This window comes from Pseudarthrobacter sp. J47, assembly GCF_049810315.1.
In the GTDB taxonomy this organism is placed as follows: domain Bacteria; phylum Actinomycetota; class Actinomycetes; order Actinomycetales; family Micrococcaceae; genus Arthrobacter.
Window position 1 is genome coordinate 2,752,676 of record NZ_CP187358.1, and the last position, 12,556, is coordinate 2,765,231.

Genomic DNA, 12,556 nt, shown 5'->3' on the forward strand with positions numbered 1-12,556 from the left:
CTGCTTCATGGGCGCGTCATAGATGGCAAAATGGAGGCATGCCCCGATTCCTTACACTCGCTGACGTTGCAGAACAGCTGCAGATCAATTCACCCGCGGCCTACGCCCTGGTCCGCAGCGGGGAACTGAAGGCCATCCAGGTCGGCGGCCGCGGCCAGTGGCGCGTTGAGGAAAAAATGCTTGAGCAGTACATCGAGGAACGGTACGCCGAAGCGAGCCGGATGATCGAGGAAGCCAAGTCAAAGTCGGTCTGATCATGCCAGGTCCCGCTGTGACCTGATGGCTACGAGTGCCGTGAACGGCACAGTCCACAAACCTGAGACATTGTCGCGCCGGCGCGCTTCACCCCGCGGAACCACTGCAAGGTCGAAGTAGTCCCTGCCCACCCGGTCCATCACCCCATAAACCGCCGGCGTTGCCTCCTGGCCAAGGAGGCTGACCGCCAGTTCCGACCGGTCCCTTGCCATGGCCCGGAGTGAGCTCGCCATCCCGAGTGCCTTCCGGACGGTGGATCGCTCGACGTGGGCCAGCCGTCCCAGGCCGCCATAACGCGTGACCGCAGCGTATGGCACCAGAACCTGGTGCCGGCCTTCATTGAGCACCAATGCCTCCGCCCCCGCGTGGGCCAACGTCCCTTCCACGAGTGCCCCCGTAACCAGGCCAGCCGTAACGTGCTGTCCCAAGGATCCCCGCAGGCGGTCCGACAGCACGAGGGCGGCACTCTCCACACGTGCACGCTCTGAGATCTCAGCTTCCAGGCTCAGCCTTTCCTCGGCCCACATCTGTCCCTCTAGGTCCTCGAAAAGTGCATCCCATCGCATTGCGCCAGCGTAGGGGCCAGTTCCGGGACGGTCAAACTTTAACCACCGTCTGGACAAACAGACACTATGTGATGCAAGCTGTCCTTGTTTACATTGAACACCATCAAACTGCATCAAACTGCATCAACGCGGTAAGAATCGCAGTTCATCCGGTGGAAGCCACGGAGGACAGCAGCATGGGAACGGATCAGGAAGCCACTCCAGGCAGGGCGGCTGACGCGGCAATGGCAGCGGTCATCCTGGCATTGGGCGTCTTTTTGGCCGCAAACGGCCTGGCCATGCTGGAACGATGGCGGGAATCTTCGGCCCGCAGGCAGTCGCTGCAGCTCGAAGATGTCCTGGGTGGACTCTCTGCTGGAGTAGGGACCCTGATCGTTGCCTGGTGGTGCATGTCCTTGCTGGCAGCGTTCGCCTGCGCAGGACTTCACAAGGCCGGCCACGACAACGCCGGAACAGCCGTGGGAAAGGCAAGCCCGGCCTTTATGCGCCGGCTCGCCCTGGCTGTACTGGGGATTCAGCTGCTTGCCGGACCAGTGGCCGCCAACGCCGCACCCGCGGCGGCTTCTGATGGAGTCGGTATTTCCGTGGAATGGGCGGCTACTGCAGGCAGTGGGGCCGGCGCAGGACCAATCACCTCGCCGGAGTGGTCAGCCACGCAGGCTCCCCAGGACACCGGGCAGCCGGTCCAGCCACAGTGGAAGCCCGCAGCCCCGCCCAGCGATCCGGGCATGCTGGCTGCACCGCCACTCCGGGCGATTCCAGCGGGGACACCGGCCGCTGGCCAGGTGACAGTCCTGGCTGGAGACAGTCTCTGGACCATCGCCGCGCGGGCATTGGGCCCGCATGCCTCAGACCTGGACGTCGCCCTGGATTGGCCCCGCTGGTATGAGGCCAACAAGGCAGCCATCGGAGACAACCCCGATGTCCTGCTGCCGGGGCAGATCCTGCAGGCGCCGTCTTCCGCGTGAACACGGCCGCCGCCCAAAGCAGCTACAGCATCCAAAACCAACATCCAATAACAACGAACCAGGGGAAATCCAATGACCACTGTTACGCCTATTCGATCAGCAACAGCCCTGCGGACAGAGGTCCGGACGGCTCCCCCACTGCGGCCCGTCGACGATGCCTCAGTTGTCCAGGCCATAGTGCACAGCACAGTCCAGGCAGCGATCGAGGTCTTGGCCGGAACGCGGCCCCTCCATCAGCTGGCGCGGAGGCTGGACCACAAATGCCTGACGTCCCTGCAACACCGCCTCGCCCTCATCAAGCGCGAAGCCGCACGGACAGCAGCACCCGGAATCGCCCGGCTGCACCGCAACTCGGCCGTCCGGTCGGTGCGGATCTGCGATGTTGCCGACGGCATCTACGAAGGAAGCGCCGTCGTCGTGGATGAAACGCGGGTCAGGGCTGTTGCTGTCCGGCTGGAACGCAGCCGCCAGGTATGGCGCGTCACCGAGCTTGTGATTGGCTGAAGACTACTTGCGCTTCTTCTTGGCCGGACGCTTGGCGGCATCCTGTGCAGCCGCTTTGGCGGGATTGCCCGACCTGCCCGTTCCCTTGCTTTCGACCCGGACCTGCGTTCCGCCGTCTTCCGAAGGAGCGGTGTACTGCAGCTGGGCCGGACGTTCAGGAGCTGCAAGGCCGGCGGCGCGGATCTGCGGCTCCACGTGCTCTGTGTGTGTTCCGGCCTCGTCCGCAACTTCCACGTCCTGCGCAGGAGTTACTTCGACCTCGAGGTTGAACAGGAAGCCCACACTTTCTTCACGGATGGCTTCCATCATGCTCTGGAACATCACGTAGCCCTCGCGCTGGTATTCCACGAGCGGATCGCGCTGTGCCATGGCGCGCAGGCCAATGCCTTCCTTCAGGTAGTCCATCTCATAGAGGTGCTCCTGCCACTTCCGGCCGATCACGGACAGCACAACCCGGCGCTCAAGTTCACGCATGCCGGCTGATCCGATGGCTTCTTCGCGGGACTGGTAAACCAGCTTGGCGTCCGAGAGCAGCTCTTCGCGCAGGAACTGCACGGTCAGCTTCGACTTTCCGCCGGCTTCCTCAATGATCTCCTCCGCGGTCACGCTGACGGGGTAGAGCGTCTTGAGGTTGGTCCACAACTGCTCGAAGTCCCAGTCATCTCCGTTGCCCTCGGCGGTTGCGGCGTCGATCAGTGCGTTGACGGTGTCCTCAAGGAAGAACTGGACCTTCTCGTGGAGGTCGTCGCCTTCAAGGATGCGGCGCCGGTCGCCGTAGATGGCTTCGCGCTGGCGGTTCAGGACGTCGTCGTACTTCAGGACGTTCTTGCGCTGCTCCGCGTTGCGTCCCTCCACCTGCCCCTGGGCCGAGGCGATGGCGCGGGAAACAAGCTTGGACTCCAGTGCGACGTCGTCCGGGACCGAGCTGTTCATCAGCCGTTCGGCTGCTCCCGAGTTGAAGAGGCGCATAAGGTCATCGGTCAACGACAGGTAGAAGCGGGATTCGCCGGGATCGCCCTGGCGCCCGGAACGGCCGCGTAGCTGGTTATCGATGCGCCGGGATTCGTGGCGCTCGGTACCCAGCACGTACAGCCCGCCCAGGTTCAGCACTTCTTCGTGCTCGTCCTTCACGGACTGCTGGGCCGCCGCGAGTGCTCCCGGCCACGCGGCCTCATACTCTTCGGAGTTCTCTTCAGGATCCAGGCCCTGCCTGGCGAGCTCGGCGATGGCTGTGAACTCCGCATTGCCGCCCAGCATGATGTCCGTTCCGCGCCCTGCCATGTTGGTGGCAACCGTTACGGCACCTTTCCGGCCGGCCTGGGCAACGATGGCGGCTTCACGCGCATGGTTCTTGGCGTTGAGGACCTCGTGGCGGACACCTTCCTTGGCCAGCAGCTTGGAGAGGTACTCACTCTTCTCGACGCTGGTGGTGCCCACCAGGACAGGCTGGCCCTTCGCATGGCGCTCAGCGATGTCCTTGACCACGGCATCGAACTTGACGACCTCGTTCTTGAACACGAGGTCCGGCTGGTCGATCCGCTGCATATCGCGGTTGGTGGGGATGGCCACGACGCCCAGCTTGTAGGTGCTCATGAATTCGGCCGCTTCAGTCTCGGCGGTGCCCGTCATGCCGGAGAGCTTGGCGTACATGCGGAAGTAGTTCTGCAGGGTCACAGTGGCCAGCGTCTGGTTTTCGGCCTTGATCTGCACGCCTTCTTTGGCTTCGATGGCCTGGTGCATGCCCTCGTTGTAACGGCGGCCGGCCAGGATGCGGCCTGTGTGCTCGTCAACGATCAGTACCTCGCCGTCGAGGATGACGTAGTCCTTGTCCCGCTTGAAGAGTTCCTTGGCCTTGATGGCATTGTTGAGGAAGCCGATCAGCGGGGTGTTGGCGGATTCATAGAGGTTCTGGATGCCGAGGTAGTCCTCAACCTTCTCAATGCCGGCTTCGAGTACCCCGACGGTGCGCTTTTTCTCGTCCACCTCGTAGTCTTCATCAGCCTTCAGGCGCGTCACTACCTTGGCGAACTCGCTGTACCAGCGGTTGGTGTCGCCCTGGGCCGGACCGGAAATGATCAGCGGTGTGCGGGCCTCGTCGATCAGGATGGAGTCAACTTCATCAACGATGGCGAAGTTGTGGCCACGCTGGACCAGCTCAGCTTTGTCCCACGCCATGTTGTCACGCAGGTAGTCGAAGCCGAATTCGTTGTTGGTGCCGTACGTGATGTCCGCGTTGTACTGTTCACGGCGGTGCGCCGGATCCTGGTTGGACAGGATGCAGCCGCTGGTGAGGCCGAGGAACCGGTAGACGCGGCCCATGAGGTCGGACTGGTACTCCGCGAGGTAGTCGTTGACGGTGATGACGTGGACGCCCTTGCCGGACAGTGCATTCAGGTACGCGGGCGCCGTGGCCACCAGGGTTTTACCTTCACCGGTCTTCATCTCGGCAATGTTGCCCAGGTGCAGTGCGGCACCACCCATCAGCTGGACATCGAAGTGCCGCATGCCAAGGGTCCTTGACGATGCTTCCCGAACGGCGGCAAAGGCCTCCGGCAACAGGTCATCCAGCGACTCGCCATCCTGGTGGCGGGCCCGGAGCCGGTCCGTTTCTTCACGCAGTTCGGCGTCCGTAAAGGTCTGGAAGGAGTCTTCCAGGGCATTGATCGAATCGGCATAATTGCGCAGTTGGCGCAAGGTCTTCTTATCGCCCGTGCGGAGAAGTTTTTCGATAAGTGATGCCACGTGAAGTGCTCCCAGTCTGCTGCTGCCGAATTCTGGCGTTTTTAGTCTACGGGAGAGACTACGGGGCTCCGACGCTGTTCCCTGAGAGCATAGGGGCAGAACGCGCTTCCAATACAGCCGAAAGGGCCGTCGAAAGGTCTCCGGAAGGCTCAACCACCACGTCGTCGAGTTCGAGCCAGGTAGCGAGCAACTGCAGTTCTGCAGCAAGCTCGACGGCGGTATCAGCCGGCGCTGCAGGCTCGGCATATGCTGCACGGACCAGCAACCGGCTCCCGGCACGGTCCGCTTTCAGGTCCACCCGGGCCACAATGGCGTCCCTGAGCAGGAACGGCAGGACGTAGTACCCGAACCGCCGCTTCTCCTGGGGAGTGTAGATCTCGATCCGATAGTGGAAGCCGAAGAGTTCCTCCAGGCGGCGCCGCTCAAAAACGAGGGAGTCAAAAGGGCTCAGCAGTGCACGGCCTGTCACCTTACGCGGCAGCCGGGCTTCCGCGTGCCGGAAGACCTGCCTGTTCCAGCCGTCAACAGTCACGGCTTCCAGCCTGCCCTGCTCCACCAGTTGGCGAACGGCAACCTCTGCAGCCTTGACCGGCGTTCGGAAGTAATCGGCAAAGCACCGCACCGTTCCAATTCCGTGGGCCTGCGCGGCTGCGTCGATCAGGCGGACCATGGAGCCCTCCGCGTCATTGCCTCCTGTCATAACGCCGTCCGTGCCCTTGGCCGGTAGGACCCGCGACGTCAAGGTATACCTGCGCTCAAACTGCGTGGTCCGCGACGCCGCGGAAACGGTGCCCTCCTGGAACAGGTGTTCCAGGACGCGCTTCACTGCATTCCAGTTCCAGCCCCAGTGATCATTTTGGCGTTCCTCCAGGTGGCCGATGGCGGCCGTTAGCTGCGCGGCTGTCAGGGGCGGCCCCGAATCAAGCACAGCGATGATCCTGGCTTCGATGCCGGCCCTGACTTCCGGATCCATGCCGGCAGCGCCCGCCCACTTCCGGCGCTGCCACAACAGCAGGTCCCCGAAGTGTTCCGGACGGATGAAAGAAGCCTCGTGTGCCCAGTACTCCATCATTCGCCGGGGATGCGTTCCGGCCATCCGCTCCAGGATTCCGCGATCGTAATTGCCAAGCCGGGAGAAGAACGGCAGGTAGTGGCTGCGTGAAACCACGTTGACCGAATCGATCTGGACCAGCTGAATCCGGGCAAAGGTCCGGCCCACCGTCCGGGGAGTAATCGGGCCGGTGGGCCGTTCCTTATCCAGTCCCTGTGCTGCCAGTGCGATCCGCCGTGCCTGCAGGAGGCTCAGCGATGACGCCACGTGGCTCCTTTCGGGTAAATCGCAAGGTCAATGCCTAGGCATTGGCCGCTTCGTCGTCGGAGCGGTAGGCGAGGATTTTTTCCTCGACGGCCGTATCTCCGGGCTCGCATTCGTGGTCGAGCGTAATCACACCGTACGTCCAGCCCTTCCTGCGGTAGACCACCGAGGGCGTGTTGGTGGCCCTGTCCACAAAGAGGTAGAAATCGTGACCCACGAGTTCCATATTGTCCACTGCGTCATCGAGGGTCATTGACGCTGCGGGAAACACCTTGCGGCGGATCAGGACGGGGGAATCACCGGCAGGGATGTCATTGTCGACGTCGTACGGCGTCCTCTCTGCCTGTTGCACGGCCACCTGCTCATTGCGGTGGCTGGCTTCAACATAGATCGGTTCGCTGGAGCTCGCGGGCTCAAGCGTTGCGGTGGCCTCACGCACTGCCTTGGGCGTATGACGCCCATGGTGGACCTTCTTCCTGTCCTTCACCCTGCGCAGGCGTTCGAGGAGCTTGTTGTAGGCAAGGTCAAACGCGGCAAACTTGTCCGGCGCACTCGCTTCGGCGCGAATCACCGGTCCCCGGCCCAGGACGGTGACTTCCACCGTGAGCTGGTCTCCGGCCTGGCGTCCGTTCGTTTCCTTGGAAACCTTTGCGTCCACCCGCTGGACCTTATCGCCGAGCGATTCAATCTTCGAAATCTTCTCGCCGGCGTATTCGCGGAAGCGATCCGAGACCGTCAGGTTGCGTCCGCTGATCAGAAACTCCATGGTGCCCTCCAAATGCCTTCGGTGACACGACAACGGCACTTCCAGGGGCCGGTCTGGTGACAGTCAAGCCCCTTCCGAGCCGCCATCGACAGGTACATCTTCTTCTTGTACCCACCTTCGACGTTAGTTCATGTACACGCCTTATTCACCTTTTCCTGGTTTATTTTTTTCTAAGTCGTGCCAGGCAACCGAACGGGATAAATCCGGGGCATTGAAACGTTGAAGATCTTCGGACGCCGACTGCGGGGGCCGGGCTGATGCCAGCACAACGGCACCCCGCACAATCCCTCCGGCGGCGTGCAGCGCGCGTGCCGCTTCAGCAAGCGTCGCCCCCGTGGTGAGGACGTCATCCACCAGGAGACAGTGGCGTCCGGCAATGGTGTTGCGGTGGAATTTTCCCACCCGCATGGACCCTTTCACCCTGCTGGCCCGATCCCCCCGCCCCAGGCCTTTTTGTCCGCTGTGCCCGGCAACTGCCCTGCCCCGGCCCCTGACACGAAGGACATCCTTGACGGGGATGGAGCCCAGCCTCCACCGCAGTCCGGACAGCAGCAGCTGCACGGGGCTGAAGCCGCGCCGGCGGTATGCCGACGCGCTGCTTGGAACAGGTACGAGGCACACGGACGCGGCCCCGGCCGGCACGGGCGGAAGGCCTGCGTTGATGGCCTTGAGCAGGGCATTGGCCAGTTCAGTCCTCAGCTGGTACTGGCCGTGCTTCTTGAAGGCCAGGATGGATTGGGCCAGCTCATCGCGGTACACGCCCGAGGCCACCACGGGCAGAAGCGTGGCGCCGTCGAACCCCACCAGCGCGGCGGCATCCGCTTCCGCCCGGAAGGGACTTCCCGTCAGTTTCCTGACCCGCTGCCTGCACCCGGCACACAGTGCCTCGTCCTCAGCGCCGCAGGCAACACAGTCCACCGGCAAAACCAGGGCGCAGAGCTCGTGCCAGGCGGCAGTGGTCCCGTCCAGGAGCTGGAAGGCCTGCTCACGGAACTCGCCCCGGTGCAGGGCACCGCTCGCGGGCCGCGGTGCGAGGTCGGGGTCCGTTGCTGCATCCACCACAGCATCCTGTGCCGGGTGCGCCCCACGGCGCAAGCACCCTTGCCACCCATGTGGAGAAGTGCACGGACGCGCCGCAACCGTGTGCGGCTTTATCCCGGAAAGGGCTTTATCCGGGGAAGGAGGGATGCACAGGCCCGCTGAGCTGCGGGGACCAGCCGTTGCCCAGCCGTTGGAAGATTCCCTCCGCGGACTGCACGTAGATCTCGTCAAGACCATTGCCCGCGCTCAATGACAACAGCCCGGGCCAGGGCGCCAAGGGCTGCTGTTCCGTCAGGGTCAGCGAAAGCAGTTCCGGCGTGACGTTGGCTGACGGCGACGGCTTCATCACGGCCACCGTGCTGTCATCCACCCACACTCCCTGGTCCGCGGTGGAGGCAGGGTCAAGAGTGACCGGTACCGTGAGCTCGCGGGGCGTACCGTCAGGGGTCCTGATAATGCCGGCTACCTGCACCCTGGTCTGGCCGTTCTGTTCGGAGATCACCAGTGCCCGGACTCCCTCGCGGGAGATGCGTACGTCCTTGACGGTCCGGCCGGCGAGCCACGCGGGCGCAATGGTCACCGACGGGAGGTCCGCCCCTTCGGCCGTTCCCGTTGGTTTGTAAGCCACAATCTCTGCAGCACCTGTGGCATTTGGCCCGGCTGACCATACCCAGTCGTTGGGCCCGAAGGACGGCCTGGTCAAAGTACTGCGGGTCGTGACTGCGCGGGCGGGCTGGCCGGGCACCATCGTGTAGAGCGTCGTCCGGCTCTCATTGAGGAACGCCACCGACTGGGAAACGGCGGATTCCGCCGGGAAAGCCGGCTTGAACTCGGCCGCGGAACGCATCTCCGGCAGGGGCCTGACCTGGTTGTTTTCGAAGCGGACAAGTTCATTGCCCACAACGGCGATCTGGCGCGGCGGAACTTCCTGGTTGATGATGGGCGGCAACACAGTGCCATCGTCCTCGACCCGGACGAGGTCATGGTCTGCCCGCAGTTCAACGCTGACCACGTCGGGCTGCGTGCGGAACGTCAACACCAGCTGGGTCTGCATCCGGAGGCGGTCCTGCGTAGAGGATTCCGTCAGTTCCCGGGCACTGAGATCTACCTGGGCAGCGCCGGACACGACAGGAACGGATTCCCGGGCAAGCCTCATGCCGGCCGGAAAAGCGCTGACCGCGGCGCCCTGCAGGTACGGGGCCGGACCTGCCAGGAGTGCGCTGGTCATGGCCTTGACGGTCTTGTTCCTGATGAACCAGCGCATGTCCGGGATGGCGTAGGTGTAGGTGGGGTCGTAGAAATAGATCGGATAGGCGCCGTAGATGCTCTTGAATGTGGATTCGGAAATGGCTGTGCCATCGGGAACCTCCGAAATCCTCCACTCGCCCTCGACCTGGGTGAGGGTCACCGGAATGTTTTCCTTGGTGCCCTCGGGAGCGAACGTGGCGATGCCGTTGGCGTCTACGGAGTAGGCGATGTCCAGAACGTAATTGAAGACATTCTCGACGTCGGTCGGCACAACCTGGGCGCCGCGGTACACCAAGGCCCGGGCATCCGGTTTCCAACTGACGGATTTGGACTGGGTGAGGTATTCACGGGCCACTGCGTAGTCGTCGACGAAGCCGCTGCCGGCGGTATAGAAGCCTTCGATAATGGATTCGGGCGCGGCGCCGGGTTGGGGCGCGTCCGGGAAGAACGCCGGCGCATTGGCATTGCCGGCGCCCACATCGGTGCTCTTGCCTACCGGTCCTGACGTGGGAATCCGGGCACAGCCGGACGCCACCAGCGCAGTCAGCACCAACATCACCAGGAGCGCAAGAAGCGTCTTGCCGGGCGCCTGCGCTGACCGGTTAGGCATCCTGACGGCGCTCATGGTTGCTCCTCAACACTGCTGACGTAGACATCCACGACGGCGCGCTGGCCATCCGCCGGCGGCAGGACGGCGTCGTCAGCTTCCAGCTGCAGGGGCGAGCGGTCAATGGTTCCACCGCTCTTCAACGGCAACGTCAGCCGGAAGTTGGCCCCGGCACCCTTCTTCCCCCATGCCTGCAGCCAGCCGTTGTGGAGCTTGGTGTCCTCCATGGCGATGGACAGGCCCAGTCCACTGCCGCCGGTGGTCCTGGCACGGGCCGGATCTGCACGCCAGAACCTGTCGAACACACGCGCGGCCTCGGCCGGTTCCATGCCGATCCCCTGGTCCCGGACAGCGATGGCCACCGCTGCCTCATTCGCCGCAACAGTCACCGTGACGGGTTTGCCTTCTCCGTGCTCCACCGCATTGAGTACCAGGTTCCGCACGATCCGTTCGATCCGGCGGTCGTCTGCTTCCACGATGATTTCGCTGGCAGCCGTGTTCAGGACGATCGTGGACCCGTACTCGGCGGCCACCGGAGCTGCGTCCTCCACCACATTCCCCACCACCTGCAGGATGTCCACCGGTTCGGCATCCAGGGTGGCCACACCGGCGTCGAACCTTGAAATTTCCAGGAGGTCCGCCAGCAGGGACTGGAAACGTTCAACCTGGTTGTACAGGAGCTCGGCGGACCGCTTATTGATGGGATCGAAGTCGTGGCGGGCATCGTAGAGCACTTCCGCGGCCATGCGCACGGTGGTCAACGGCGTGCGGAGTTCGTGGGAGACGTCCGAGACGAACCGCTGCTGCATCTGGGACAACGTAGCGAGCTGGGTGATCTGCTCCTGCAGGCTGGCAGCCATGTGGTTGAACGATGCACCGAGCCGCGCGACTTCATCCTCGCCGCGGACCACCATGCGTTCCTGCAGCTGCCCGGCAGCAAGCTTTTCGGACACGACGGCGGCATGGCTCACCGGGCTGACGACGTTCCGTGTTACGTACCAGGCGATTCCACCAATAATCAACACCAGGCCGGCAAAGCCGGTCCACAGTACGCCCTGGATCTCATCAAGGGTCTGCTGGGCGGTGTTGACGTCGTAAATCAGGTAAAGCTCATACACCGTGCCGTTGAAGGTGACCAGGTTGCCAACGGCTATGGCCGGGCGGTCTTCGACGCCGACCGGAATTTCAGTGGAGGCCCAGTACTGGTCCGGGCCAGATTGCTGGACCGCTTTGCGGAGCTCCGGCGGGATAACGCTGATGGTGAGCTGGTCCGACGCCCTGGATTCAACCCAGCGGTTGCGCGGGCGGGTTTGCTCCGGCTTCGCTTCGAAGACGTACCGCCGCTGGATCACCGAGCCGCGGCCCTCAACGGCGCTCAGGGTGTCATAAACAAGCGTAATGACACTGGACTGGTCGGTGACCTGCGCGCCGTCGAACGTGTCCTGCACCTGCTGGACGTTGTAGCGGGTCTCCGATTCGGCCTGGGCCAGCCGTTCCTGGAACAGATTGTTCGCGATCTGGTTGGACAGGTAGGCGCCCACCACGGCGAACGAGGCAATGGAGAGCAGCAACGTGGTCAGCACCGTACGGAACTGGAGGGACCTGCGCCACCTGCGGCGCAGCGACATGGCTACATACCGCAGCCCTGGAAAGATCCGCCCCACGGCGACCCGCAGCAGCCGCAACACCCTGACGGCGACGATCAGCGCACGGCGGCGCCATAGCCGGGCGCGGTCCAGGCGGGAAAGCAGCGGGCGCGCCGCCGGCACGCTTTCCCCAGGCCTGGGGGGTTCAGGAACCTGCTTTATAGCCGACACCACGGACCGTCAAAACAACTTCGGGGGCTTCGGGATCACGTTCAATCTTCGAACGCAGCCGCTGGACGTGGACGTTGACCAGCCTGGTATCCGCTGCGTGGCGGTAGCCCCACACCTGTTCCAGCAGCAGTTCCCTGGTGAAGACCTGCCAGGGCTTGCGGGCGAGCGCAACGAGGAGGTCGAATTCCAGGGGGGTCAGGGAGATCCGTTCATTGCCGCGGGTCACCAGGTGGCCTGCGACGTCGATAGTGACGTCCGCGATACGCAGCGTCTCCGGGGCTTTCTGATCCCCCGGGCGGAGGCGGGCGCGTACCCGTGCAACGAGCTCCGCGGGCTTGAACGGTTTGGGGACGTAGTCGTCCGCGCCGGATTCGAGTCCGCGCACGACGTCGGAGGTATCCGACTTGGCGGTGAGCATCACGATGGGAACATCAGACTCAGCACGGATCTGCCGGCAAACCTCAATGCCGTCAGCGCCCGGAAGCATCAGGTCAAGGAGGACCAGGTCCGGCTTGGATGAACGGAACACCTCCAGGGCCTGGGCACCGTCAGCGCAAAACACCGGCTCAAAGCCGTCATTGCGCAGGACAATGCCGATCATTTCCGCCAGCGCCTCGTCATCGTCCACTACCAGGATGCGTGCCTTCATAGTTATATATTCCCTTATAGAAGTGCCTTTGTCCCATCCGGGGCGATTCGCGGCATGGCGCCGGGCTGGGAACACCGC

11 protein-coding genes are annotated in these 12,556 nt (G+C 63.5%); 3 read left to right on the plus strand and 8 right to left on the minus strand.

Annotated elements, in window-relative coordinates; all coding sequences use genetic code 11:
• The first annotated feature begins 38 nt into the window (after positions 1-38).
• Positions 39-254: a helix-turn-helix domain-containing protein gene (locus tag ACPJW8_RS12595; RefSeq protein ID WP_230117004.1), complete on the plus strand. Its 216-nt coding sequence runs from the start codon at positions 39-41 to the stop codon at positions 252-254.
• Here the strand turns inward: ACPJW8_RS12595 and ACPJW8_RS12600 are convergent, their stop codons facing one another.
• Complete coding sequence (locus ACPJW8_RS12600; RefSeq protein WP_330187655.1) at positions 255-821, minus strand: hypothetical protein; 567 nt, start codon at positions 819-821, stop codon at positions 255-257.
• A gap of 176 nt (positions 822-997) precedes the next feature.
• Between ACPJW8_RS12600 and ACPJW8_RS12605 the strand changes: the two genes are divergently transcribed.
• Both ACPJW8_RS12605 and ACPJW8_RS12610 read left to right on the plus strand, forming a co-directional pair.
• Entirely contained in the window at positions 998-1,789 is a 792-nt protein-coding gene (locus ACPJW8_RS12605) for a hypothetical protein (protein WP_330187654.1), read from the plus strand.
• A 72-nt stretch (positions 1,790-1,861) separates the two neighbouring features.
• The gene (locus ACPJW8_RS12610) at positions 1,862-2,293 is read left to right on the plus strand and encodes an Rv3235 family protein (protein ID WP_330187653.1); all 432 of its coding nucleotides are present in this window, start codon (positions 1,862-1,864) and stop codon (positions 2,291-2,293) included.
• 3 nt (positions 2,294-2,296) lie between these two features.
• On the opposite strand, the gene secA is transcribed toward ACPJW8_RS12610, so the two are convergent.
• The 7 genes from secA to mtrA all read right to left on the minus strand — a co-directional run bounded on the left by secA (position 2,297) and on the right by mtrA (position 12,478).
• On the minus strand, positions 2,297-5,035 hold the full coding sequence (gene secA / locus ACPJW8_RS12615) for a preprotein translocase subunit SecA (RefSeq protein ID WP_330187652.1): 2,739 nt from the start codon (positions 5,033-5,035) through the stop codon (positions 2,297-2,299).
• A gap of 58 nt (positions 5,036-5,093) precedes the next feature.
• Complete coding sequence (locus tag ACPJW8_RS12620) at positions 5,094-6,353, minus strand: winged helix-turn-helix domain-containing protein (RefSeq protein WP_330187651.1); 1,260 nt, start codon at positions 6,351-6,353, stop codon at positions 5,094-5,096.
• Between the two features lie 34 nt (positions 6,354-6,387).
• A complete protein-coding gene (gene hpf, locus ACPJW8_RS12625; protein ID WP_330187650.1) occupies positions 6,388-7,116 on the minus strand; it encodes a ribosome hibernation-promoting factor, HPF/YfiA family in 729 nt (242 codons plus the stop codon).
• A 141-nt stretch (positions 7,117-7,257) separates the two neighbouring features.
• Entirely contained in the window at positions 7,258-8,175 is a 918-nt protein-coding gene (locus ACPJW8_RS12630; RefSeq protein ID WP_330187649.1) for a ComF family protein, read from the minus strand.
• A gap of 109 nt (positions 8,176-8,284) precedes the next feature.
• Positions 8,285-9,961 (minus strand): LpqB family beta-propeller domain-containing protein, encoded by a 1,677-nt coding sequence (locus ACPJW8_RS12635; RefSeq protein ID WP_425256479.1) that lies wholly within the window; start codon positions 9,959-9,961, stop codon positions 8,285-8,287.
• A gap of 65 nt (positions 9,962-10,026) precedes the next feature.
• Positions 10,027-11,781, minus strand: a complete 1,755-nt coding sequence (mtrB, locus tag ACPJW8_RS12640) for an MtrAB system histidine kinase MtrB (RefSeq protein ID WP_425256344.1) — start codon at positions 11,779-11,781, stop codon at positions 10,027-10,029.
• A 22-nt stretch (positions 11,782-11,803) separates the two neighbouring features.
• Entirely contained in the window at positions 11,804-12,478 is a 675-nt protein-coding gene (gene mtrA / locus ACPJW8_RS12645; protein ID WP_330187647.1) for an MtrAB system response regulator MtrA, read from the minus strand.
• Between the last annotated feature and the right edge of the window lie 78 nt (positions 12,479-12,556).

Excerpts from the sequence above, each read along its gene's own strand:
- ACPJW8_RS12595 (WP_230117004.1), top strand. The coding sequence starts at position 39 with ATGCCCCGATTCCTTACACTCGCTGACGTTGCAGAACAGCTGCAGATC.
- ACPJW8_RS12600 (WP_330187655.1), bottom strand. The coding sequence starts at position 821 with ATGCGATGGGATGCACTTTTCGAGGACCTAGAGGGACAGATGTGGGCC.
- ACPJW8_RS12605 (WP_330187654.1), top strand. The coding sequence starts at position 998 with ATGGGAACGGATCAGGAAGCCACTCCAGGCAGGGCGGCTGACGCGGCA.
- ACPJW8_RS12610 (WP_330187653.1), top strand. The coding sequence starts at position 1,862 with ATGACCACTGTTACGCCTATTCGATCAGCAACAGCCCTGCGGACAGAG.
- hpf (WP_330187650.1), bottom strand. The coding sequence starts at position 7,116 with ATGGAGTTTCTGATCAGCGGACGCAACCTGACGGTCTCGGATCGCTTC.
- ACPJW8_RS12635 (WP_425256479.1), bottom strand. The coding sequence starts at position 9,961 with ATGTTGGTGCTGACTGCGCTGGTGGCGTCCGGCTGTGCCCGGATTCCC.
- mtrA (WP_330187647.1), bottom strand. The coding sequence starts at position 12,478 with ATGAAGGCACGCATCCTGGTAGTGGACGATGACGAGGCGCTGGCGGAA.